Below are 22,762 nucleotides of genomic sequence, written 5' to 3' on the forward strand. Positions count from 1 at the left end.
ACTGAGGAGCACCGCGTGTCGCCCGGTCACCACCCGAACGGCAACCGTCGATCGGCAGCACCGTGACGATGTCGTGGTCCTGCCGCGCTGTGCAATCCGAGGACTGACAGCGATCATGGGTGGCAACAACAGCAGTAACTGACGGAACCAGTTCAAGGAGCTCTCGAATGCAACCCGGTAACCCCGGCCAGGACCCGTACGGCCAGCAGCCCAACCAGGACCCGAACGCACCCCAGCCGCCGCAGTACGGCCAGCCGCCGGCGGCCCCGTACGGCCAGCAGCCGACCTCGGGTCAGCCGTACGGCCAGGACCCGTACGGCCAGCAGCAGCCCCAGTACGGCGGCGGCGGTCCGACGTACCCGAACGCCGGCTACCCGCAGGGGGGCCAGGGGCAGAACAACACCCTCGGCCTGGTGTCGATGATCCTCGGTATCGCGTCGATCCCGCTGATCTGCTGCTTCTACCTGGGCATCCCGGTCGGCATCGCGGCCGTGGTGACCGGTTACCTCGCCCGGCAGAAGGTCGCCCAGGGCCAGGCGAACAACGCCGGGCAGGCCAAGGCCGGCCTGATCTGCGGCGCGATCGGTGTCGGGTTGGGCATCATCCTGATCATCCTCGGCATCGTGGCGAACGTGGCCCTGCCCACCCAGCCCTGACAAGCTCGGATTCGACGGGGCGCTCCGGATTCGTCCGGGGCGCCCCGCGCGCGTCTACTGGGCGGGGGTGCGGGTGAGGGCCCGCGTGGCGGCGGCGCCGAGCAGTGCGCCGACCGCGATGACGACAGCGGCCACCGCACCGACCTGCCAGCCCACCGGCCCGACCTGTGCCAGCCGGCCGGCGCCCAGTGACCCGCCGGAGACCGCGGCGGCCACACCGAGCAGCACGCCGGCCACCAGCCCGGCCAGCACCGCCGGGGCCAGCACCTCGGCCCAGCGCTGCGGGGCCCGCTCCGGCCCGGCGAGTCGGGCCACCCGGCGGGCGAGCAGGCAGCCGGCCACCATTCCGGCCAGCACCGGCACCGCGAGCAGCAGGGCGCCAAAGCCGTCCACCGGGCCTCGTGGCAGACCGGCGAGCAGTGGCACGGCTGGCAGTGCGCCGACCGACACCTCGCTGGTGCGAACCGCGGTGTCGGTGCCGACCGCGAAGCCCGGCCCGAGCAGATAGCTGGCCGACCAGATCGCCGCGTTCGGCGCGTACGCGACGCTGACCAGGGTGATCCCGGCCTGCCCGGCGACCCCCGTCCGGTACGCCCCGATCATGTCCGCCGCGTCGCCGCCGCCGGTGGCCACCGCCAGACCGGCCGCACCGGCACCCGCGCCGAGCAGCAGCAGCCCGGCCACCAGGCCGGTGCGAATGCCGTCCCGCACCGGGTTTGACAGCCGGGTGACGAGCAGCCGGGTCACGGCGGTGATGCGGGTGGCGCCGATCAGTGCGGCGAGTGTGCCGACCACCGCGAACGTGGCGCCCGCACGAATCGGGGACACCGTCGGCCCACCGGCTCCCACCAGCACTGCCGCGAGTGCGCCCAGCAGCGCGTACGCGATGCCGACAGCGCCTGCGGCGAGCAGCGCGCGGCGCGGTGAGCGGGTGTCCCGGGCGCCGATCGCGCGGCTGACGTGCACACCGGCCCGGCTGAGCCGCCAGAGCGCGAGCACGGTCAGCGCCAGCGGGGCGAGCCCGAGCGGGCCGGAGTCGGTGTGCAGCGGCACGCCGTGGCCGAGCAGCCAGCCGGCCAGCGCCGTGCGCAGGGTGCTGACCAGTGTCGTCGAATCCGTGCCGAGCTGGACCAGGCCGAGCACGATGGCGACCGGCAGGTAGGAGGTGAGGGCGGCCCAGCCGGCCGCCACCCCCGCGGCGACGGGCAACGGCGCGCGCCCGCGTGGCGCCCCGCCCGCGCGGGGCGCGGGCACCCGTCGGGCCCGGGCGGCACGATCGACCGGCCGGTCGTCGGCGCTCACACCGCCGGGACGGCTGGGACGGTCAGGGGTGACGGGGGACATCCGCTCTACTCTGGCACGTCGCGCGGGCGGTGGCAGTCCGTTAAGCCGCCCGAAGGGCGGCGAGTTGACCGAACCGGGGCCCAGGCCATCCGGCCCGGTCTAGCCTCGGCCAGAGGGGGCGCGAGTCGCCGCCACCCGGGTCGGGTCCGCCGGTCGCGGTCCGGCCGGCTCGCCGCCCACGACCGCCCGGAGGACGCCGTGACAACGCCGTACGCGCCATCCCCGCCCCCACCGGCCCGGGGACGGGACCGGACCACGCTCTGGGGCGTGCTGGGCATCGTGCTGGGGCTGATCTGCTGCGGCATCCTGGGCATCATCTTCGGCTACCTGTCCATCCGCGACGCCCGTCGGTACGGGCAGTCACCGCTACTGGGCTACCTCGCCATCGTGTTCGGCGTGATCAACATCATCGGCGGCGCGATCCTGCGCGCCACCGGCAACTACCCGTTCTGGAACAACGACTGAGCGGGCTGCGCCACCAGCGGGACGCGCCGGCAGCGCAGGTACGCCGAAGGGGGCCGACCGGCTGCGGTCGACCCCCTTCGGTGTTGCCTGACCGGCTCAGTTGCCGGACATGATCTCCCGCATCAGCTTCGCGGTCTCGGTCGGCGTCTTGCCGACCTTGACGCCGACAGCCTCCAGCGCCGCCTGCTTCGCCTCGGCGGTGCCGGCCGAGCCGGAGATGATCGCCCCTGCGTGACCCATGGTCTTGCCGGGAGGAGCGGTGAAGCCGGCGATGTAGCCGACCACCGGCTTGGTGACGTTGGTCTTGATGAACTCGGCGGCCCGCTCCTCGGCGTCGCCACCGATCTCACCGATCATGACGATGGCGTCGGTCTCCGGGTCGGCCTCGAACGCCGCCAGGGCGTCGATGTGGGTGGTCCCGATGATCGGGTCACCGCCGATGCCGACGCAGGTGGAGAAGCCGATGTCGCGCAGCTCGTACATCATCTGGTAGGTCAGCGTGCCGCTCTTGCTGACCAGGCCGATCCGGCCGGAGCCGGTGATGTCGGCCGGGATGATGCCGGCGTTGGACGCGCCGGGCGAGGCGATGCCGGGACAGTTCGGCCCGATGATCCGGGTCTGCTCGCCCTTCGCCACGTTGTACGCCCAGAACGATGCGGTGTCGTGCACCGGCACGCCCTCGGTGATCACCACGGCCAGCGGGATCGCGGCGTCGATCGCCTCGACCACTGCGGCCTTGGTGAACTGCGGCGGCACGAAGATGACAGTGACGTCGGCCCCGGTCTCGGCCATCGCGTCCGCGACGGACGCGAAGACCGGCAGCTCGGTGCCGTCGAAGTCGACCTTCTGGCCCGCCTTGCGCGGGTTGACGCCGCCCACCACGTTCGTGCCGGCGGCCAGCATCCGCCGGGTGTGCTTGGAACCCTCGGAACCGGTCATCCCCTGGACGATGACCTTCGAGTCCTTGGTCAGCCAGATAGCCATGATCAGACCCCCGCAGCTGCCAGCTCGGCGGCCCGCTCGGCCGCACCGTCCATGGTGTCCACCCGCTGCACGAGCGGGTTGTTCGCGCTGTCCAGGATCGCCCGGCCAGCCTCGGCGTTGTTGCCGTCGAGACGGACGACGAGCGGCTTGCTGACCTGCTCGCCCCGCTGCTCCAGCAGCGCCAACGCCTGGATGATGCCGTTGGCGACCTCGTCACAGGCGGTGATGCCGCCGAAGACGTTGACGAAGACGCTCTTCACGGCCGGGTCGGAGAGCACGATCTCCAGCCCGTTCGCCATCACCGCGGCGCTCGCGCCACCGCCGATGTCGAGGAAGTTGGCCGGCTTGACGTTGCCGTGCCGCTCACCGGCGTACGCGACCACGTCGAGGGTCGACATGACCAGACCCGCGCCGTTGCCGATGATGCCGACCTCGCCGTCGAGCTTGACGTAGTTGAGGTCCTTGGCCTTGGCGGCCTGCTCCAGCGGGTCCACCGCGGCCTGGTCGACCAGCGCCTCGTGGTCCGGGTGCCGGAACGCCGCGTTCTCGTCCAGGCTGATCTTGGCGTCGAGCAGGAGCATCCGGCCGTCGCCGTTCTTGGCGAGCGGGTTGACCTCGACCAGGGTGGCGTCCTCGGCGACGAACGCCTGCCACAGGCCGACGGCGATCTCGACCACCTGGTCGGCGACCTCGGCCGGGAAGCCGGCGGCGGTCACGATCTCGCGGGCCTTGGCCTCGTCCACGCCCTTAACGGCGTCGATCGGGGCCTTCACAACCTTGTCGGGGGTGTCGGCGGCGACCTGCTCGATGTCCATGCCGCCGGCGACGCTGGCGATGCAGAGGAAGGTGCGGTTCGCTCGGTCGAGCAGGTACGAGAAGTAGTACTCCTCGGCCACGTCCGCGGTCACCGTGATCATGACCTTGTGGACGGTGTGACCCTTGATGTCCATGCCGAGGATGTCGGTGGCGCGGGCCACCGTCTCCTCGGCGCCCTCGGCGAGCTTGACGCCGCCGGCCTTACCTCGGCCGCCGACCTTCACCTGCGCCTTGACGACCACGCGACCGCCGAGGCGTTCGGCGATCGCACGGGCCTCTTCCGGGGTAGTGGCGACGCCGCCGGCCAGCACGGGCAAGCCGTGCCGTTCGAACAGGTCCCGCCCCTGGTACTCGTACAGGTCCACGATTGCGCGTCCCGTCCCGTCTCCGCGGCGCGCCGTCGCGCCGCCACCAGCGTTCAAAAAAACAGTTTGACGCCTGTCATCAGTTGAAACAGGCCATTGGCCGCAGCCTAGCGAGGTCGGCACCACCGGCAACCGAGCGGGTGCGCGGTGTGCGGTAATGCACAACCGGACATCAGACGCGGCCGGTTTGCGGCCACGACACGGATGGCATCAACCATCCGGGCGATGTTGTCCGGCTTGCGTAACCCGGCCGTGGGGGCGTCGTTGAGTCAGGTGTCGGAGCGCTGAGAAGCGTGACGACGGGAGACGGCCGATGCCCTGTCGGTCGAGGGGTGGCGGCGGGGCATCGTGCATAGAGGGGCCGGACGTGTGAGGGGTGCGTCCGGCCCCTCCCCCGTGCCCAAATCCGGGCGCTGAGCAACGAGACTCAGGAAACCGGCTGCGCCACGTTCTGCCGGACCCACTCGACAATCGACTGAGTGGTGGCGCCCGGCGTGAAGATCTTCGCGACGCCCAGCTTCTCCAACTCCGGAATGTCGCCGTTCGGAATGATGCCGCCGCCGAACACGACGATGTCGCGGGCGTCCCGCTCACTGAGCAGTTCCAGCACCCGCCGGAAGAGCGTCATGTGCGCGCCGGAGAGGACGGACAGGCCGACCGCGTCGGCGTCCTCCTGGATGGCGGTCTCCACGATCTGCTCGGGAGTCTGGTGCAGGCCGGTGTAGACGACCTCCATGCCCGCGTCCCGCAGAGCGCGTGCGACGACCTTCGCGCCCCGGTCATGGCCGTCCAGGCCGGGCTTGGCGACGACGACCCGAATACGAGAGCTCATCAGCGCACACCTTTCACCGGCTTCACGGGCCTTCACCTGAACGAACGGTAACCCGACGGGCCCGGCCCAGGAAATCGGGGCCGGAAACCGGGCTCAGCCGCCGATCCCTGCCCGGCATTGTCGTACGGGCGTACCCGAAGTGGCGGGCAGCGGACCGGGGGCCGTCCGGGGAAGCCGCCGAGCCAGATCCGGGGAGGCTCACCAAGGCACTCTGGCACTGCCCCGAGTCAAGTCGGACGACTCCGCCGGATCGGTCACGCTCGGCGACGAACGGGCAGCATCAGGGGCACCGTTTAGGGGCGCGATGCGTGACAATCATGGACGCAAACGGACAGATCGACACGCCAGTTTGGCGGTCTAGCTTGTGACTCGCCTGGTGGTTGGCTAACGTGTCCACGGTTGTCATCAGGTCCATGGACGGGTGACGACGCGGTCAGCGGACGTTCATTCGAGCTTCACGAACGCCCACCGGCCGCTTCGGAACCCCGACAACGGAGGGTGTGCGTGCGCCAGCGCCTGTCGTCTGAGCCCGATCGATATCGCGGTCGTCGCCGTGTGCCCACCCCACCGCGCAGCCGTTACGCCGCTGTCGTCACCACGGCGTTCGTCGGGGCCGGCATCGTCGCCCTCGGCGCGAGCGCTCTGCCCGACGCCAAGGACGTCAGCCCGTCGGTGCTCGACGAGCTCAAGCAGGCGTCGGTCACCAGTCAGGACGCTGCGGCCCGTGCCGAGAACGCCGAACGCGCCTCGCGGGACAGTCGCAGCAAGGACAGCGCCGAGCCCGAGGTCTGGCTGCTGCCGCTGCAGGGCTACGACTTCAACTCCCCCTACGGGCTCCGCTGGGGCAAGATGCACACCGGCGTCGACCTGGTCGCCGGCGAGGGCACGCCCTACGTGGCGATCCACGACGGGCTGGTCACCAAGGCCGGCTGGTTCGGCGGGTACGGCAACGCGGTGATCGTCCAGCACGCCGACGGTAGCGAGGCCATCTACGGCCACTCCTCCTCGGTGAGCGTGAAGGAAGGCCAGCAGATCAAGGCCGGCGACCAGCTTGGTCTGGTGGGCCAGACGGGCCACGCCTACGGCACGCACCTGCACCTGGAGATCCATGTCAAGGGCCAGCCGGTCGACCCGGTGCCGTTCCTCCAGGACCGCGGAGTGGACATCAAGCTGCAAGTCGAGGCACTCTACAACGAGGTAGCCGCCTCCTGACTTTCCGTAACGACCGTTAACCGCCCGGATCTGTCGATCCGGGCGGTTTTTCGTTGCCCCGGCCGGATGGATGTATCCCGGGTCACAGCCACGATTGTGACCGGCGACACCACGGAGCATGATCACTTTTCCGGATAGAACGCCGTAGAGCGGGTCATATCTGGGCAGCCATCACTCCACGCGCCGCGCGGTCACCCGGTCCCCGCGCCCACCCCAGCTCGGTTCGACACCAGTATTTCGAGGTCAAGTGCCCCTCGACTGTGAAGGTCCGCCGTGCAGGAAGACAGCCCCGTCCAGAACAAGACCGACGCCCCCCATACCGGGCAACCGCAGCGCGCCGGCCGGCGGAACCGCCTCATCGTGCTCAGCGCCGCCGCCCTGGTGGCCCTCGGCCTCGGTGGCGTCGCGGTCGCCACCACCGGCGGCGACCACCCGGCACCCGCAGCCGTCTCCCTCGACGCGCAGAGCCGGGCCGAAGCCGCCAGCCGGGCGGACCGCTCCGCCCGCGAGTCGAGCACACCGGTCGCCTCGCCCAGCCAGACACCGAGCCCGTCCGCGGCCAGCGCCAGCCCGACGCCCGCGAAGACGGCCACCGCCAAGGCCAAGCCGAAGCCGAAGCCGAAGAAGACCACCAAGCCCACGCCCGCCTGGGTCAACCCGATGCCGGGCGCAGCCGTCACCTCCTGCTACGGGCAGCGATGGGGCACCCTGCACGCCGGTATCGACCTGGCGCTGCCCTCCGGCACGCCACTCCGCGCCGCAGCCGCAGGCACCGTGACCCAGGCCGGCGACGCCTCCGACGGGTACGGCAACTCCGTCTTCATCGACCACGGCAACGGGTACCTGACCCACTACGCCCACCAGAGCCGCATCGCGGTCACCGTCGGCCAGAAGGTGAAGGCCGGCCAGGTCATCGGATACGAGGGCGCGACCGGCGACGCCACCGGCCCGCACCTGCACTTCGAGGTGCACCAGGGCATGTGGAACCAGATCGACCCGGCCCCGTTCATGCGGACCCGCGGCGTGGACCTCGGCTGCTGAGCCAGAAACGTCGGTTCACCCCACCGGCCCGCCCGTCCCACTGGCAGCGACGCCGCGCTCGGCTGCTTCGTAACACCGCGCCACCTGGTGGAAGGCTTCCTTGGGCTCCCACTGTGACGGGTCCTCGGGCGGCACCCGCACCACGCCGAAGCCCGCCATGTCCAGGTCGTGACGCGGGTCCGCGCGGTGCGGGAAGTCCGGCATGGCAAAGGTGTAGACGAAGCAGCCGTGCACGTTGTGTGCGGCGTAGAGGTCGATGAGCTCGGCCAGATACGCCGCCTGGGTGGGCTCGTCGCGTACGTGCCCGTCCCTGACCTGGGGCGGTTGGGTGAACCAGTTCACGATCCGAAACGAGCCGGGCCCCCGGCGCTCGGCCCCGAGGTGGGCGCCGCACCCGAACTCGGTGATGACCACCGGCTTGTCCGCCTCGCGTAGCAGGGCACGCAGCCGTTGCTGGTAGGCGGCCGGGTCGGGGCCGAGACGGTAGAGGTTGACGCCGACGAGGTCGAAGCCGGACCAGTCGACCTTCTCCCAGAAGCCCGCGGCGTAGCTGATCGGGCCGCCGAATGCGGCTCGGGCGACAGGCAGGGCGGTGCCGAGCAGGGCGTTGAGCTTGCGGGTGATCCGGCGGTCGAAGAAGCGTCGCCACCGCACCAGCACCTGTAGCCGGATGAAGACACGCGGTCCCGGCAGCATCCCCGGGGAGGTGAGGGAGAACTCGCTGCCGAGCAACAGCGTGACTCGACCCGGATACTGGACGCGCAGTTCCTCGGCCGCGGCGGCCGTCGCCGAGAGATGGGCCAGGATCTCTCGGTGCGGGCGGTCGGCGACATACGGTCGGATGTAGACATCGAGCCCGACTTCCAAGGCGCGCCGCGCGGCTTCCATCTGCGTCCGGGTATCGGTGTCAATCACCATCACGGTCGTGCAGTGCAGGTCCTCGCGGATGGCGCGCATGTCCCGGCGCACCGCCTCGCCGGAGGTATAGCCGGCGACGTACGAGATACCTCTGATGTCCAGGCTCACGCTCCCACTATCCGGGCCGGATGCGTTGCCGGAAACGCCCGAGGAACTGAAATAGACCTTGGTTCACATCCCTATACCTTCGGCGCTGCTGCCCGCCGCGCCGGTCAGAGCTTGTCGACCGGGGCGTGCCGGAGCACCAGCCACATGGTCTGGTCACCGAAGTCGATCTGCGCGCGAGCACCCGGGCCGTGCCCCTCGACGGCGAGCACCCGCCCCAGCCCGTACCGCTGGTGGTTGACCCGGTCCCCGGCCGCCACCTTGGGCCCCTGCGGCAGCTCGCTGGCCGTGGTCAGCCGGCTGGCGTCCACGCCGAGCCGCTGCGCCAACTGGGCCGCCTTCGGCGTACCCCCGGTGAAGTTGCCACGCACGCCGGGCGCGCGGTCCGCGCGGCCTCCGACGCCGCCGCCCCCGCCGGCCCACGAGGTGTACGACCCTTCGGTGCGCTCCCAGTGCACCAACTCGGTCGGCAGCTCCTCCAGGAACCGCGACGGCGGGTTGTAGGACGGCTGCCCCCAGGCCGAGCGGGTCACCGCCCGGGAGAGGTAGAGCCGCTGCCTGGCGCGGGTGATGCCGACGTACGCCAGCCGGCGCTCCTCCTCCAGCTCGCGGGTGTCACCCAGCGAGCGCAGGTGCGGGAAGACGCCGTCCTCCAGCCCGGTCAGGAAGACCACCGGGAATTCCAGCCCTTTGGCGGTGTGCAGCGTCATCAGGGTGACCACCCCCTGGTGGTCGGGGTCGTCGGAGGGGATCTGGTCGGCGTCGGCGACCAGCGCCACCTGCTCCAGGAAACCGGCCAGGGTGGCCCGCTCCCCCTCCTCGCCCAGCGCCTCGATCCGCTCGGTGTACTCCCGGGCGACGCTGACCAGCTCCTGGAGGTTGTCCACCCGGCCGGCGTCCTGCGGGTCCAGGCTCTCCTCCAGCTCGGTGAGGTAGCCCGAGCGGGTCAGCAGTGCTTCCAACACCTCTTCCGGGGTGCCGGTCTCGGACAGCTCCCGGGCCCCGTCGAGCAGCGCCACGAAGTCGGCGATGCCATTGGCTGCCCGGCTGGAGATGCCCGGCGCCTCCCGGGCTCGTCGCAGCGCCGCGCCGAACGAGATCCGGTCCCGGCTGGAGAGCGCCTCGACGCACGCCTCGGCGCGGTCGCCGATCCCCCGGCGCGGGGTGTTGAGCACCCGCCGCAGGCTCACCGTGTCGTCGTCGTTGACCACCGAACGCAGGTACGCCAGTGCGTCGCGGACCTCCTTGCGCTCGTAGAAGCGCACCCCGCCGACCACCTTGTAGGGCAGGCCGACGCGGATGAACACCTCTTCGAACACACGGGACTGGGCGTTGGTGCGGTAGAAGACCGCGACATCGCCGGGGCGGGTCTCGTCGGCGTCGACCAGCCGGTCGATCTCCCGGGCCACCCAGTCGGCCTCGGCGTGCTCGGTGTCGGCCACGTAACCGACGATCCGCTCGCCAGCACCGGCCTCGCTCCACAGCCGCTTCGGCTTGCGGGAGGTGTTGCGGTCGATCACCGCGTTGGCCGCGTTGAGGATGGTCTGGGTGGAGCGGTAGTTCTGCTCCAGCAGGATCGTCCGAGCGTCGGTGAAGTCGCGTTCGAACTCCAGGATGTTGCGGATCGTCGCACCGCGGAACGCGTAGATCGACTGGTCCGCGTCGCCGACCACGCACAGCTCGGCGGGCTCCAGCCCGTCGGTGCCGGAGACCAGCTCCTTGATCAGCGTGTACTGGGCATGGTTGGTGTCCTGATATTCGTCCACGAGCACGTGGCGGAACCGCCGACGGTAGCTCTCCGCGACGTGCGGGTGCGACTGGAGCAGGTGCACCGTGGTCATGATCAGGTCGTCGAAGTCCAGTGCGTGCGCCTCGCGCAGCCGGCGCTGGTAGAGCGTGTACGCCTCGGCCAGCGCCCGCTCGTTGGGCCCGGTGGCCCGTGCGGCGAACTGCTCCGGGTCGACCAGCTCGTTCTTGAGGTTGGAGACCTGGGCGGCCAACCCCCGCGCCGGGTAGCGCTTCGGGTCGAGATCCAGCTCGCGGGTGACCAGCTGCATCAGTCGCCGGGAGTCGTCCGCGTCGTAGATGGAGAAGGTCGACTTGAGGCCGGCGTGCTCGTGCTCGGCGCGCAGGATCCGGACACACGCGGAGTGGAACGTCGACACCCACATCAGGCGCGCCCGCGGACCGACGAGCGCGGCGACGCGCTCCTTCATCTCGCCGGCTGCCTTGTTGGTGAAGGTGATCGCGATGATCTCGCCGGGATGGACGTCCCGTGCGGCGAGCAGGTAGGCGATCCGGTGCGTGAGCACCCGGGTCTTGCCGGACCCGGCGCCGGCCACGATCAGCAGCGGCGAGCCGGCGTGGCTGACCGCGTCGCGCTGCGGCCCGTTGAGCCCGGCGAGCAGCTGCTGCGGATCGAGGCGGACGGCGGCGGGCCGGGGCCGGTCCGGGCGGGCCGGCGCGGACTCCGGCGCAGGCGGGGACGCGGGAATGTCGAAGAGAGGATGCATCGCCCGACAAGTCTATGCCGCCAGTCGGACACTACGGTCTCTGGCGCTCGGCAGCTCGTGCCCGACCGCGTGCTCCCACCGCACTGCGCGCCAGTCGGGCAAAGATCGGCGTCTCCCCACGGAATGCTTGCGCACCCGGCGTCGACGTGGGCATACTCGACGGCGTGATCGCTGCGCGCTACTACTTTTACTACGGCACCGGGAGTCCGGCTGCCGTAGGTCGCGCCTGATCGATTCAGACCTACGAAAGCCCCGGGCTCCTGGAGTCCGGGGCTTTTTCCGTCCCGGGTTCCGGGCACCGGGCACCACAGTGCGAGAGGTACCCGATGATGACAGACGTGATGGAGCAGAGCGGCGGCCCGACCCGACCGAAGGCCGAGCAGCCCGCGGCCAACGGGAGCGAGCCGGCGGCACCCCTGTCGCCGACGGCCGAGGCCGCCGGGCCGCCAGAGGCACGGACCGGCACCGAGGAGCCGTCCGCCTCCGCTCGGATCGTGCAGATCAGAGAACGGATCGACGAGATCGACCACGCCCTGATCACGCTCTGGCAGGAGCGGGCCGCGTTGTCCCAGGAGGTCGGGGTGACCCGGATGGCGTCCGGCGGGACTCGCCTGGTGCTCTCCCGCGAACGCGAGATCCTGGAGCGCTTCCGGGTCGCGCTCGGCGCCGACGGCACCCAGTTGGCCCTGCTGCTGCTCCGCGCGGGCCGCGGCCCACTGTGAGCCGCGCCGGCCCACGGCGACTCACCAGGCCCGTGCGCCCCTCGTGACCTTCGCTGCGCCACGCGGCGCCGGCCCCGGGGCACGGACCAGACGAAACCGCCTGCCGTCGTCGTGGTGACGTCGGCAGGCGGTTCCGGTGACTCACGCCTCGTGGGTGGCGACGATCTGGCGACGCTCCGCGAAGTGGCAGGCGCTCGGGTGGTCCGAGTCCCGTCGGATCTCCAGCAGCGGGACCTGCTCGGCGCAGACGTCCTGCGCCTTCCAGCAGCGGGTCCGGAACCGGCAGCCCGAGGGCGGGCTGATCGGCGACGGCACGTCACCCGTGAGCCGGATGATCGTCTTGTTGTTCCGCTGCGTCGGGTCCGGCACCGGCACCGCGGAGAGCAGTGCCTGGGTGTACGGGTGGGTCGGCCGCTCGTAGATCTCGTCCTCGGTGCCGATCTCGACGATCTTGCCGAGGTACATCACCGCGACCCGGTCCGAGAGGTGGCGAACCACCGACAGGTCGTGCGCGATGAAGACGTACGACAACCCGAACTCGCCCTGGAGCTGCTCCAGCAGGTTCATCACCTGAGCCTGGATGGAGACGTCCAGCGCCGACACCGGCTCGTCGCAGACGATGATCTCGGGCCGCAGCGCGAGCGCGCGGGCGATGCCGATGCGCTGACGCTGACCGCCGGAGAACTGGTGCGGGTACCGGTTGATGTGCTCCGGGTTGAGCCCCACCAGGTCGAGCAGTTCGCGGACCTTGGCCCGGCGGCTGCCCTTCGGTGCCACCTCCGGGTGGATCTCGAACGGCTCACCGAGCAGGTCACCGACGGTCATCCGCGGGTTCAGCGAGGTGTACGGGTCCTGCATGACCAGCTGGATCTGCCGGCGGAGGCGTCGCAGCGCCGCACCGGACAGCTTGGAGGTGTCCTGGCCCTTGTAGACCACGCTGCCTGCGGTCGGCTTCTCCAGGTTCATCAGCACCCGGGCGAGGGTCGACTTGCCACAGCCGGACTCGCCGACCACACCGAGCGTCTCGCCGGCGCGCAGACCGAACGAGACCCCGTCGACCGCCTTGACCTGACCGACGGTCTTCCTGAACACCACGCCCTGCGTGACGGGGTAGTGCTTGACCAGGTCGTTGACCTCGAGGATGTTCTCAGACACGGTTCACCAGCTCCTCGGCGAAGTGGCAGGCGCTGGCCCGGTCGCGGCCGACCTGCAGCAGCGGCGGGACCTTCTCCCGGCACACCGGCTGAGCCATCGGGCAGCGCGGGTTGAACGGGCAGCCCGGCGGGATGTTCATCAGGTTCGGCGGGAGGCCCTTGATCGTCCGGAGCTGCTGCCCCTTCTCGTCCAGGCGCGGGATCGATTCGATCAGACCGATGGTGTACGGGTGCGCCGGCTTGGCGTACAAGTCGTACACGTTGGCTTCCTCGACGATCCGGCCCGCGTACATGACCGCGATCCGGTCCGCGACGTCGGCGACCACGCCGAGGTCGTGGGTGATCAGGATCATGCCCATCTGCCGCTCACGCTGAAGCTCGGCGAGCAGGTCCATGATCTGGGCCTGCACTGTCACGTCGAGAGCGGTGGTCGGCTCGTCCGCGATCAGCACCTCCGGGTCGAGCGCCAACGACATCGCGATCATCGCGCGCTGCCGCATACCGCCGGAGAACTGGTGCGGGTAGTTGTTGAACCGGCTCTTGGCGTTCGGGATCTTGACCTGGTCGAGCATGTCGATCGCGCGCTTCTTGGCCTCCGCGCGACCCATGCCCCGCCGGACCCGGAACTGCTCGGCGATCTGGAACCCGACGGTGAAGACGGGGTTCAGCGCGGAGAGCGCGTCCTGGAAGATCATCGCGATGCCCTCGCCGCGGATGCGGCGGCGCTCCTCGTCGGACATGCGGAGCATGTCCTTGCCGTGGAAGCGGACCTGGCCACCGGTGACGAAGCCGGGCGGCGTGTCGAGGATGCCCATGATGGTCTGCGCCGTGACGCTCTTACCGGAGCCGGACTCGCCGAGCACGGCGAGGGTCTCCCCCGCGTCGACGTGGTACGTGACCCCGTTGATGACCTTTGCGACGCCGTCCCGGGTGCGGAACTCCACCCGCAGGTCGTCGACCTCGAGCAGCCGGCCGGAGGGACGTCCGGACCCGCCGGGTCCCGGCGCGGACTGCTCGGACACGAGAATGTCGGACACTGGATATCCCCTAGCGGAGTTTCGGATCGAGGGCCTCGCGGACCGCCTCACCGAGCATCACGAAGCTCAGCACTGCGGTGACGAGGAACGCGGCGGGGAAGAAGACCAGCCCTGGCGCGACTCGGAGGAAATCCTTACCGTCGCTGATCATGATGCCCCAGGACACCACCGGAGACTTCAGACCGACGCCCAGGAACGACAGGGTGGCCTCGGCGCCGATGAACGAGCCGACCATGATCGTGCCGTAGACCAGCAGCGGTGCCAGGCAGTTCGGCAGCAGGTGCTTGAGGATGATCCGGCCGGTGCCGGCGCCCAGGGCGCGGGCCGCGACGATGTAGTCGGCTTCCTTGGTGGCGAGCACCGAGGAACGCATGAGGCGCATCACGACCGGCCAGCTCAGCACGATCAGCGAGGCGATCACCAGGCCCATGATCTGGGCCTTGCTGTTGCCGGAGCCCGAACCGTTGAACGTCGTCAGGATGACGATCGCGCCGAGCACGAAGGGCAGACCGAAGAAGACGTCGGCGATCCGGCTCAGCAGCCCGTCCACCCAGCCACCGCGGTAGCCGGAGATGATGCCCATGGCACCACCGACGAGCAGGGTGCCGACCACGGACAGCACGGCGACGATGACGGATGCCCGCGCGCCGTAGATGACCCGCGCGTAGACGTCGCGGCCCTGCACGTCGTAGCCGAACCAGCCATTGGCGGACGGCTTGTCGAGGCTGCGGGACAGCGATCCGTTGACCGCGTCACCCGGGGCGAACAGCGCCGGGAAGGCCGCCATCAGCAGGAAGATCAGAATCAGGACGCTGGCGATCCAGAACAACGGCTTGCGGCGAAGGTCCCGCCAGGCGTCACCGAGCAGGCCACGGGGCTTTTCGTTGCTCTGCGGCTGACCTGCGGTGGCAGGGGCGGCGGAGTCGGTCGGGTGCGCGCCAGGGGTGCTGACGATTGATGCGGTACTCGGGTCACTCATAACGGATCCTCGGGTCCAGGGCGGCGTAGAGCAGGTCAACCAGCAGGTTCATCACGAGATAGACCAGCACCAGGACGACCACAATGCCCACCACGGTGGCGCTCTCCTTGGTCACGATCGCGCGGTACACCGCACGGCCGATCCCGTTGATGCCGAAGATCCCCTCGGTGACGATCGCGCCGCCCATCAGGGCACCGAGGTCGGTGCCGAGCAGGGTGACCACCGGGATGAGCGAGTTACGCAGCAGGTGTACGCCCACCACCCGGCGCATCGGCAGACCCTTGGCGATCGCGGTGCGCACGTAGTCGGCGCGGCGGTTCTCCGCGATGCTCGTACGTGCAACCCGGGCGATGTAGGCCACTGACGCACTGCCCAGCACGAAGCCCGGCACGATCAGCTCGGACCACCGCATCTCGGAGGAGACGGTCGGCTTGACGATGCCCCACTGCACGCCCAGGAGCCACTGGAGCACGAAGCCGACGACGAAGACCGGCAGCGCGATCAGGAAGAGCGTGGAGACCAGGACCAGGTTGTCCAGGAAGCCGTTGCGGCGCAGACCGGTCAGCACGCCGGCGCCGAGGCCGATCACGGCCTCGATGGCGAGTGCCACCAGGGCCAGCTTCAGCGTGTTCGGGTACGCCGTGGCGATGATGTCACCGATCTCGCGCTGCGAGAACGTCTGACCGAAGTCACCCTGGAGCAGGTTCTTCATGTAGTTGGCGTACTGCACGAAGACGTTCTGGTCGAGGTGGTACTTCTCGGTCATGAAGGCGATGTACTGGTCCGGGCAGCGTCGCTCGCCGCACTTGCCGGCGAACGGATCGCCCGGAACGGCCCAGACGAGCCAGTAGATCAGGAACGTCGTACCGATGAAGACCGGCACGAGTTGGAGCAGCCGTCTCAACAGATAACGGCCCATGGGGTGGTCCTCCAGACAGGGGGCGCGTCGGACGGCCGACACGGTGGTGACAACGTGCGAGTGGAGTGTTGTAACACCCAGTCGCGGAACGGCCCCGGGTCGGGCTCACCGGATGTGGCGAGCCCGACCCGGGGTCAGACCGTTCGGATCAGAGCTCGACCGAGGTGATGTCGAGTTCGCCGACGTTGTTCAGCTCGAGCTTCTTGATCTTCTCCGAGTGGCCGGACTGCTGGCCGTAGAAGTAGATCGGGATGCTCGGAACGTCCTGGTCGACCAGCTCGACGGCCTTGGAGAACGCCTCGTGGGAAGCCTCCAGAGTCGGCGCGGAGCTGGCCTGCTTCGCCAGGGCGTCGACCTCCTTGCTGCTGTACAGACCATCGTTCGAGGAGCCGTTGGTGACGTACAGCGGGTTGACCCAGTTCTCGACGTCCGGGTAGTCCTGCTGCCAGGCGGCGCGGTACGGGCCCTTCATCTGGTGGGCGTTGATGCTCTGGCGGAAGACCGCGAAGGTCGGCACGCCCTCGGCCCGAGCGTTGATGCCCAGGTTGGTCTTGACCTGCTGCGCAACGGCGTCCATCCAGTCCTTGTGGCTGGAGTCCGAGTTGTAGTAGAAGACCATCTCACCGGTGAAGCCACCGGCCTCGGTCAGCAGCGTCTTGGCCGTGGCCGGGTCGAACTTGCAGGCGGTGCAGTTGCCCGGCTTGGCGCCCGGGGTCAGCGGGTTCGCCCAGCTGTCGGCCGGCTTACGGGTACCGAAGAAGATCTTGTCCGAGATCTCCTGCCGGTTGATCGACAGCGACACGGCACGACGCAGCTTCGGGTTCTGGAAGCGCTTGTCGTAGGTCGGGAACGCGATCAGCGCGGTCGACGGCGTGACGGTCGACAGGCCCCGGTCACCGAGGTCGGTCTTCCACTTGTCACCGGCGAGCGCCGAGGTGGGGACAACCTCCATGAAGTCGAGGTTGTTCGCCAGCAGGTCGGCGTAGGCGGCCGTCTCGTCCTGGTACAGCTTGACGTCGACGTCCTTGACCTTCATCTTGTCGCGAAGGTTGTAGTCGTCGAAGCGCGTCAGCTTGATGAGGACGTTGTCCTCCCACGACACGAACTTGACCGGGCCGTTGCCGACCGGCTTCTTGCCGAACTCTTCCGGCTTCTGGGTGAAGAAGACGTCCGGCAGCGGCATGAAGGCGCTGTAGCCGAGCTTGGTGGGGAAGACCGCGGTCGGCGCACCCAGGGTGACCTCGAAGGTCTGCTCGTCGACGACCTTCAGGCCGGACATCTTGTCGGACTTCGGTGCCGGGGCCTTCTGCGGGCCGTCCGGGCCGTCCGGGTCCGTGGTGTAGGTGTCCTCGAAGCCCAGGATGTCCGAGAAGAAGGTGCCGTTCTGCGCGCCGTTCGGCGAGTAGGCGGCCCAGTTCCAGGCGTCAACGAAGTTCTTCGACTTCACCTCGGTGCCGTCGTGGAACTTCGTGCCCTTCTTGATCTTGATCGTGAAGACCTTGGAGTCCGTGGTGTTGATGGACTCGGCCAGCGCGTTGCGCGGGGCCCCACCGTCGTTCGGGTACTCGACCAGGCCGGTGAACAGCCAGTCGATCACCTTGCCGCCGCCAGTCTCCGTGGTGTTCGACGGGACCAGCGGGTTCTCCGGCTGGACGCCGTGGACGGTGATCGCGCCGTCCTTGCTGGCGGCAGCGTCGTCGTTGCTGTCACCGCTCGAGCAACCGCTCGCGACAAGCGCGGCAGCCGCGCTGAGCGCGATTGCGCTCGTCGCCCGCTTCGAGACTCTCATTCCGAGGGGCCTCCTCTTTCTAACCAGGTTCCGTCGTGGGTTTCACGCACGTTTGGGGGTGACACCGCCCGACCACCCCGAGGCGCGGGTCGCCGGGACCACAGGGAATTTGGGGACACCCTGATGTTCCGATCCGCCGGGCTCCCTCACCGACGAGGCGCGACACGACGCAGGAGGCACAGCCACGAATCGCCGCGAGCGGCGAGGGACGTGGTCGTTGGCCGTACGGAGTGCCACACACCGATGGTGAGGTGCTGCCACTGTGACACCAACTGGCCTCTTCCGTGAAGGTGCCGTTATCAAGCCGTTAGTTGCCCGCCACGTTGCCGATACTTGAAAAATGATCATAAAACGGTCGGTGCAGGCAGCATTGAGCAGGAAATACGTTGCGCCACCCGTGAACCTGGGTTCGGCCGGCACGTACAGGGCGGGCTTCACCTCTGCCCGATGGGACGTACGTCACCATCCGTTTTTCGACCCGTCCGGATGAGGTCTACTACGGCTGCACGGGCACCATCACACGGCTGGGTGGACGAGGGCGCAAAGATCGTCTGTCTGATCCTCCGGCCCGGTGACGTGTTGTCACACGAGCCGGCGGTCCGCCGCCCAACGGGAGAGCTCGTACCGGTTGGACATCTGGAGCTTGCGCAGCACGTTCGACACGTGCGTCTCCACCGTCTTGATGGAGATGAACAGCTCCTTCGCGATCTCCTTGTACGCGTACCCCCGGGCCAGCAGCCGCAGCACCTCCCGCTCACGGTTGGTGAGCTGGTCCAGCTCGGGGTCGGCCACCGGTGCGTCCGGTCGGGCCGCGAAGGCGTCCAGCACGAAGCCGGCCAGCCGCGGGCTGAACACCGCGTCCCCGTCCGCCACCCGGCGGATCGCCGCAGCCAGCTCGTCCGGGGAGATGGTCTTGGTGACATACCCCCGGGCACCGGCGCGGATCAGCCCGATCACGTCCTCCGCCGCGTCGGAGACACTCAACGCGAGGAACTTGACCTGCGGGTGGGTGCGGCGCATCGCCTCCAGCACCGCGCGTCCGCCGCCGTCGGGCATGTGCACGTCGAGCAGCACCACGTCCGGTCCGACGGCGGCGATCCGCGTGACCGCCTCGGCCACAGTGCTCGCCTCGCCCACCACCTCGACGTGGGCGCCCAGCTCCGCGCGCACCCCGGCCCGGAACATGGCGTGGTCGTCCACCAGGAACACCCGCAGCCGCTCGGGGCGGGCCTCCGCCGGGTCGAGGTGCTCGGTCGGCTGCTCGGCCATGGTCATCTGTTCCTCTCCGCTGCGGACGAGTCCCGGGAGATCGGCAGGATCAACCGAACCTCGGTCCCCTCCCCCGGGCCGGACCGGATCTCGGCCCGTCCGCCGTGCCGCTTCATCCGCCCGATGATCGAGCCGCGTACGCCGTGCCGGTGGTCCTCCACGGTATCCGGATCGAAGCCCTTGCCCCGGTCCCGGACGAAGACGCTGACCTGATCCGGCTCCACCTCGGCGTAGAGCGAAACGGTCTCCACGCCGGCGTGCCGGGCCGCGTTCACCAGCGCCTCCCGCGCGGCCGCGACCAGCGCCCCGACCTTCTCGTCGGTCTCCCGGTCCCCCACCACGACGGTCTCCACGGTGATCGCGAAGGTGTCCTCGACCTCGGCGGCGGCCTGCTCCAAAGCGGCGGCGAAGCGCTCGCTGGGCGACGCGGTGGGCTTGTAGAGCCAGTTGCGCAGGGAACGCTCCTGCCCTCGGGCCAGCCGCTGCACCGTCTTGACGTCACCGGCGTTGCGCTGGATCAGCGCCAACGTGTGCAGCACCTGGTCGTGCACCATCGCGGCCAACTCGGCCCGCTCCTGCTCGCGGATGCGCCCCTCGCGCTCCGAGCGGAGCTGGCTGTACGTCCGCCAGAGCACCGGCGCGGCGACCACGCCGACCCCGGCCAGCCCGACCAGCGCGAAGATCACGCCATTGATCACCGCGTCGAAGTTCTGCGCCGGCGAGTAGACCGCCGCGACGCCGATGATGCCGACCGCGACCAGCACTCCCCCGCCGATGAACCGGAGCACGAAGGCCCGCCGGTCACTCTCCTCGACGACCGCGCCGAGCCATGGCACCGGCATCGTGTCGCCCCACTGCCGCCGCCGTTCGGGCGCGGACTGGTGCCAGATGACCCCGGCGCCGACCGCGATGATGGCCACCAGCCAGCCGGCGGTGCCCGCAGCGCCGACCGAGTCGAAGACCATCACCTGGATCAACAGCACACCGAGCCCGATCCCCACGAACGGCAGGAGCTGGGCCACGTCGCGGCGGGGCGGCACCGCGGTGTCACCGGGCCGCAGCGGCACCACGGCCCAGAAGGCCGCGTAGAGCAGCAGGCCGAGCCCACTCAGCCCGAGCAGCACCATGAACGCGACGCGCACCCGCAGCACCGAGATGCCGAGATGGTCGGCGATACCGGCGGCGACGCCGGCGGCCATCCGGTGCTCCGGTGCGCGGTAGAGGCGCGGAGGCGAAGTCACGGTGCTGATCGGAGGCTCCCTGTCACGGTGGCGGGATGGTCGAGGTCGGTGATTCGATCGTCACACGCTGCGGCGCTCACGACCACGGGGACGCCCCCGACATTCCGGCCGCCGGATCTCAGGGTGGGGTCAGGGTCGGGTCCTGAGGTCGAACGGGTGCACCGGGCAGCAGGATCGAAGCATGACCGAGGAAGCTGCCCCGCCACCCCGTCCCGGGTCGGCACAACCGGGAGGCACATCGCCGCCCACGCCGGCCGCGACGGCCGGCGGATGGACCGAGCCCGGCACGTCCGGTCCGCACCCCGGCGCCGCACCTACCGATCCGTACGGCGGCTACCCGCCGCCCACCGGCCCGGGCCCCAGCTTCGCGGCCGGTACCGGTTACGGAGCCGGCGGCGCCGCGGGCACACCACCCGGGCAGGGTGGCGGTCCCGGCCCGTCCGCGCCGCCACCACCGCTGGGCGGCACCGGCTTCACCTCGCGGTACGGGCTGGTCCGGCCACGCGAGGGACGGTATCTGGCCGGCGTCTGCGCGGCGATCGGGCGAGCCACCAACACCGATCCGGTGCTGTGGCGGGTGCTGCTCGCGGTGCTCGGGTTCTTCGGGGGCATCGGCATCCTGGTGTACGTCGCCGCCTGGCTGATCATCCCGAACGAGGGCGACACCGCGTCCCCGGTCGAGTCGATGCTCGGGCGCGGGCGTTCCAGCATGTCGCCGGTAACCGTGATCGTCCTGGGCATCCTGGTCGCGGCCAGCTTCGGCTACATCGTCACCGACGCCTTCCGTGCGGTGCTGCTCGGCGCGGCCATCCTGGTCGCCGGCGCGCTGCTGCTCAACCGGGACAGCCGCAACTCGCAGCCCGGTGCTCCGAGCGGGCCGGCGCCGTCCGCGCCGACCGGCTCCCCGCCCGGTCCCGTTCCGCCGGTGACCTGGCCAGCTCCGTCGTACGGCGTCGCGCCGTCGACCGGCCCGCTGACGACGACACCGGGGGCCGGCGGCGATCCCGCGTACGTCACCGCGACGATGGGGGGAACACCCACCATGGCGTACGACGTGCAGCCGACCGCTGGTCCGCAGCTCTCCGCCCCCACGCAGCCGGTGTCCGGGGTAGGTCCCGTGTCCGGAGTCGGTCCCGTGTCGGGGCAACCGGCCGGCACGACGGCTGTCCAGCCCGACTGGCCGACGCCTTCCACCGGCTGGCCGAGCACCGCCGCCCCCAGCGTCGGCTGGCCGTCGGCACCCGTGACCGGCGCACCCGCTGCCCCGTCCGGCTATCCGACCGCCCCTCCGCCGTCCGGATACCGGCCTCCGTTCGCGCCGCACGGCCCGTACGCCTCGCCGACTCCGGCCGCGCCCCCTCCGCCCAAGCCACCCAAGCCGCCGAAGCGCCCCAAGGAGCGTTCGCCACTCGGCGCGGTGACCTTCTCGTTGATCTTCCTGGTCCTCGGTGTGGTAGCCCTGCTCGACCTGCTGGACGTCTTCGCCATCAGCGCCTCGTCATACTTCGCGGCCGCGTTGGCCACGATCGCGCTGGGGCTGCTGGTCGGCACGTGGTTCGGCCGCGCCCGCTGGCTCATCGCGCTCGGCCTGGTGACCGCGGCGGCGCTGGGCACGGCGACGGTCGCCGAGTCCTACGACCGGATCCGAGGAGTCGACGGTGCGGTGACCTGGGCGCCCACCGACTATCGGGACCTCGCCGACCGATACGAGAACAGCTTCGGTGACGCCGTGCTCGACCTGCGCGGCATCGACTTCACGAAACGGGACAGCCAGGTCACCGTCGCCATCAACTTCGGCCAGGCGACCGTTGTCGTACCGCCGAACGTCGACGTCACCACGGTGGCCGACGTCAACGCCGGCGACGCCAACATCTTCGGCAACCGGTCCGGCGGGTTGGACGGTCGCCTGCGGGAGACCACCGATGTCGGCGCGGACGGGCCCGGCGGCGGGACCCTGCGCCTCTACGTCCACGTCAATGCCGGCAATCTGGAGGTGACCCGGTGAAGGCTCACCGCACTGATCTGGTGTCTTTCGCCTTCGGGCTCGTGTTCCTGGCGCTGTCCGGCTGGTGGTTGCTCGCCCAACTGCTCGGGCTCGCGCTCCCCGCGGTCGGCTGGTTCCTGGCCAGCGCACTCATCCTGATCGGGGTCTTCGGGCTGGTCGGAGCGCTGCGCTCAGGTAGGTCGCCGCAACCGGAGGCGGCCACCGAGGCCGCTGCCACCGAGACCGCTGCTCCCGTCTCCGGCGCGAACGCACCCGTCTCCGGCGCGGCCGCACCGACCGCTGGTGCCGCCGTACCGACCTCCGGCGCCCCGCTGCCGGTCTGGGAGGCCGAACGGTCCACCTGGGACGTTCCCCCCTCGGGTCCCACACCGGAGGCGCCGACCGCCGAGGTGATCC

At 70.0% G+C, this 22,762-nt stretch carries 19 protein-coding genes and 1 pseudogene; 7 read left to right on the top strand and 13 right to left on the bottom strand.

Going from position 1 to position 22,762, the window contains the following annotated elements:
• The first annotated feature begins 167 nt into the window (after positions 1-167).
• Positions 168-656 carry a DUF4190 domain-containing protein gene (locus tag FBZ33_RS26740; RefSeq protein WP_141911104.1) on the top strand — a complete coding sequence of 163 codons (489 nt, stop codon included), beginning with the start codon at positions 168-170 and terminating at the stop codon, positions 654-656.
• 54 nt (positions 657-710) lie between these two features.
• Here FBZ33_RS26740 and FBZ33_RS26745 read toward each other — a convergent pair whose 3' ends face one another.
• Positions 711-2,000: a DUF6350 family protein gene (locus tag FBZ33_RS26745; RefSeq protein WP_141911105.1), complete on the bottom strand. Its 1,290-nt coding sequence runs from the start codon at positions 1,998-2,000 to the stop codon at positions 711-713.
• A 198-nt stretch (positions 2,001-2,198) separates the two neighbouring features.
• Here FBZ33_RS26745 and FBZ33_RS26750 point away from each other — a divergent pair, with 198 nt between their 5' ends.
• The gene (locus FBZ33_RS26750; RefSeq protein WP_088950142.1) at positions 2,199-2,465 is read left to right on the top strand and encodes a hypothetical protein; all 267 of its coding nucleotides are present in this window, start codon (positions 2,199-2,201) and stop codon (positions 2,463-2,465) included.
• A 96-nt stretch (positions 2,466-2,561) separates the two neighbouring features.
• Here the strand turns inward: FBZ33_RS26750 and sucD are convergent, their stop codons facing one another.
• The 3 genes from sucD to FBZ33_RS26765 form a co-directional block, all read right to left on the bottom strand.
• A complete protein-coding gene (gene sucD, locus FBZ33_RS26755; protein WP_088950143.1) occupies positions 2,562-3,449 on the bottom strand; it encodes a succinate--CoA ligase subunit alpha in 888 nt (295 codons plus the stop codon).
• A 2-nt stretch (positions 3,450-3,451) separates the two neighbouring features.
• A complete protein-coding gene (gene sucC, locus FBZ33_RS26760; RefSeq protein ID WP_088950144.1) occupies positions 3,452-4,630 on the bottom strand; it encodes an ADP-forming succinate--CoA ligase subunit beta in 1,179 nt (392 codons plus the stop codon).
• Positions 4,631-5,057: 427 nt separating this feature from the next.
• The gene (locus tag FBZ33_RS26765) at positions 5,058-5,462 is read right to left on the bottom strand and encodes a cobalamin B12-binding domain-containing protein (RefSeq protein ID WP_141911106.1); all 405 of its coding nucleotides are present in this window, start codon (positions 5,460-5,462) and stop codon (positions 5,058-5,060) included.
• A gap of 504 nt (positions 5,463-5,966) precedes the next feature.
• On the opposite strand from FBZ33_RS26765, the gene FBZ33_RS26770 reads away from it, so the two are divergent.
• On the top strand, positions 5,967-6,674 hold the full coding sequence (locus FBZ33_RS26770) for a M23 family metallopeptidase (RefSeq protein WP_141911107.1): 708 nt from the start codon (positions 5,967-5,969) through the stop codon (positions 6,672-6,674).
• Between the two features lie 273 nt (positions 6,675-6,947).
• A complete protein-coding gene (locus tag FBZ33_RS26775) occupies positions 6,948-7,715 on the top strand; it encodes a M23 family metallopeptidase (protein WP_141911108.1) in 768 nt (255 codons plus the stop codon).
• A 15-nt stretch (positions 7,716-7,730) separates the two neighbouring features.
• On the opposite strand, the gene FBZ33_RS26780 is transcribed toward FBZ33_RS26775, so the two are convergent.
• Together FBZ33_RS26780 and pcrA are read right to left on the bottom strand one after the other, a co-directional pair.
• Positions 7,731-8,741, bottom strand: a complete 1,011-nt coding sequence (locus FBZ33_RS26780; protein ID WP_141911109.1) for a hypothetical protein — start codon at positions 8,739-8,741, stop codon at positions 7,731-7,733.
• Between the two features lie 104 nt (positions 8,742-8,845).
• Complete coding sequence (gene pcrA / locus FBZ33_RS26785; RefSeq protein WP_141911110.1) at positions 8,846-11,251, bottom strand: DNA helicase PcrA; 2,406 nt, start codon at positions 11,249-11,251, stop codon at positions 8,846-8,848.
• A gap of 326 nt (positions 11,252-11,577) precedes the next feature.
• Between pcrA and FBZ33_RS26790 the strand changes: the two genes are divergently transcribed.
• Positions 11,578-11,973, top strand: a complete 396-nt coding sequence (locus FBZ33_RS26790; protein ID WP_172862108.1) for a chorismate mutase — start codon at positions 11,578-11,580, stop codon at positions 11,971-11,973.
• Positions 11,974-12,114: 141 nt separating this feature from the next.
• On the opposite strand, the gene FBZ33_RS26795 is transcribed toward FBZ33_RS26790, so the two are convergent.
• From FBZ33_RS26795 to FBZ33_RS26825, 7 genes are all read right to left on the bottom strand, one after another.
• Positions 12,115-13,128 (bottom strand): ABC transporter ATP-binding protein, encoded by a 1,014-nt coding sequence (locus FBZ33_RS26795; protein WP_088950150.1) that lies wholly within the window; start codon positions 13,126-13,128, stop codon positions 12,115-12,117.
• The gene (locus tag FBZ33_RS26800; RefSeq protein WP_370453048.1) at positions 13,121-14,164 is read right to left on the bottom strand and encodes an ABC transporter ATP-binding protein; all 1,044 of its coding nucleotides are present in this window, start codon (positions 14,162-14,164) and stop codon (positions 13,121-13,123) included. The genes FBZ33_RS26795 and FBZ33_RS26800 overlap by 8 nt, the downstream gene beginning before the upstream one ends.
• Before the next feature lie 10 nt (positions 14,165-14,174).
• On the bottom strand, positions 14,175-15,143 hold the full coding sequence (locus FBZ33_RS26805; protein WP_141911111.1) for an ABC transporter permease: 969 nt from the start codon (positions 15,141-15,143) through the stop codon (positions 14,175-14,177).
• Positions 15,136-16,062 carry an ABC transporter permease gene (locus tag FBZ33_RS26810; RefSeq protein WP_088950152.1) on the bottom strand — a complete coding sequence of 309 codons (927 nt, stop codon included), beginning with the start codon at positions 16,060-16,062 and terminating at the stop codon, positions 15,136-15,138. Before FBZ33_RS26810 ends, FBZ33_RS26805 begins: the two co-directional genes overlap by 8 nt.
• Before the next feature lie 148 nt (positions 16,063-16,210).
• Entirely contained in the window at positions 16,211-17,851 is a 1,641-nt protein-coding gene (locus FBZ33_RS26815; RefSeq protein WP_141911112.1) for an ABC transporter substrate-binding protein, read from the bottom strand.
• A gap of 582 nt (positions 17,852-18,433) precedes the next feature.
• A complete protein-coding gene (locus FBZ33_RS26820; protein ID WP_141912967.1) occupies positions 18,434-19,120 on the bottom strand; it encodes a response regulator transcription factor in 687 nt (228 codons plus the stop codon).
• A gap of 2 nt (positions 19,121-19,122) precedes the next feature.
• Positions 19,123-20,361: an ATP-binding protein gene (locus tag FBZ33_RS26825; protein WP_141911113.1), complete on the bottom strand. Its 1,239-nt coding sequence runs from the start codon at positions 20,359-20,361 to the stop codon at positions 19,123-19,125.
• Positions 20,362-20,542: 181 nt separating this feature from the next.
• Here FBZ33_RS26825 and FBZ33_RS26830 point away from each other — a divergent pair, with 181 nt between their 5' ends.
• Both FBZ33_RS26830 and FBZ33_RS26835 read left to right on the top strand, forming a co-directional pair.
• A complete protein-coding gene (locus FBZ33_RS26830) occupies positions 20,543-22,366 on the top strand; it encodes a PspC domain-containing protein (protein WP_141911114.1) in 1,824 nt (607 codons plus the stop codon).
• A pseudogene (locus FBZ33_RS26835) lies at positions 22,363-22,596 on the top strand (hypothetical protein); the annotation flags it as partial. The gene FBZ33_RS26830 and the pseudogene FBZ33_RS26835, both read left to right, overlap by 4 nt.
• Between the last annotated feature and the right edge of the window lie 166 nt (positions 22,597-22,762).

The organism is Micromonospora sp. A202, from assembly GCF_006715105.1.
Lineage (GTDB): Bacteria > Actinomycetota > Actinomycetes > Mycobacteriales > Micromonosporaceae > Micromonospora > Micromonospora zamorensis.

What these genes read in the sequence shown, in the direction of transcription:
- FBZ33_RS26740 (WP_141911104.1), top strand. Translation starts at nt 168, where the DNA reads ATGCAACCCGGTAACCCCGGCCAGGACCCGTACGGCCAGCAGCCCAAC.
- FBZ33_RS26745 (WP_141911105.1), bottom strand. Translation starts at nt 2,000, where the DNA reads ATGTCCCCCGTCACCCCTGACCGTCCCAGCCGTCCCGGCGGTGTGAGC.
- sucD (WP_088950143.1), bottom strand. Translation starts at nt 3,449, where the DNA reads ATGGCTATCTGGCTGACCAAGGACTCGAAGGTCATCGTCCAGGGGATG.
- FBZ33_RS26765 (WP_141911106.1), bottom strand. Translation starts at nt 5,462, where the DNA reads ATGAGCTCTCGTATTCGGGTCGTCGTCGCCAAGCCCGGCCTGGACGGC.
- pcrA (WP_141911110.1), bottom strand. Translation starts at nt 11,251, where the DNA reads ATGCATCCTCTCTTCGACATTCCCGCGTCCCCGCCTGCGCCGGAGTCC.
- FBZ33_RS26790 (WP_172862108.1), top strand. Translation starts at nt 11,578, where the DNA reads ATGATGACAGACGTGATGGAGCAGAGCGGCGGCCCGACCCGACCGAAG.
- FBZ33_RS26805 (WP_141911111.1), bottom strand. Translation starts at nt 15,143, where the DNA reads ATGAGTGACCCGAGTACCGCATCAATCGTCAGCACCCCTGGCGCGCAC.
- FBZ33_RS26810 (WP_088950152.1), bottom strand. Translation starts at nt 16,062, where the DNA reads ATGGGCCGTTATCTGTTGAGACGGCTGCTCCAACTCGTGCCGGTCTTC.
- FBZ33_RS26815 (WP_141911112.1), bottom strand. Translation starts at nt 17,851, where the DNA reads ATGAGAGTCTCGAAGCGGGCGACGAGCGCAATCGCGCTCAGCGCGGCT.
- FBZ33_RS26820 (WP_141912967.1), bottom strand. Translation starts at nt 19,120, where the DNA reads ATGGCCGAGCAGCCGACCGAGCACCTCGACCCGGCGGAGGCCCGCCCC.
- FBZ33_RS26830 (WP_141911114.1), top strand. Translation starts at nt 20,543, where the DNA reads ATGACCGAGGAAGCTGCCCCGCCACCCCGTCCCGGGTCGGCACAACCG.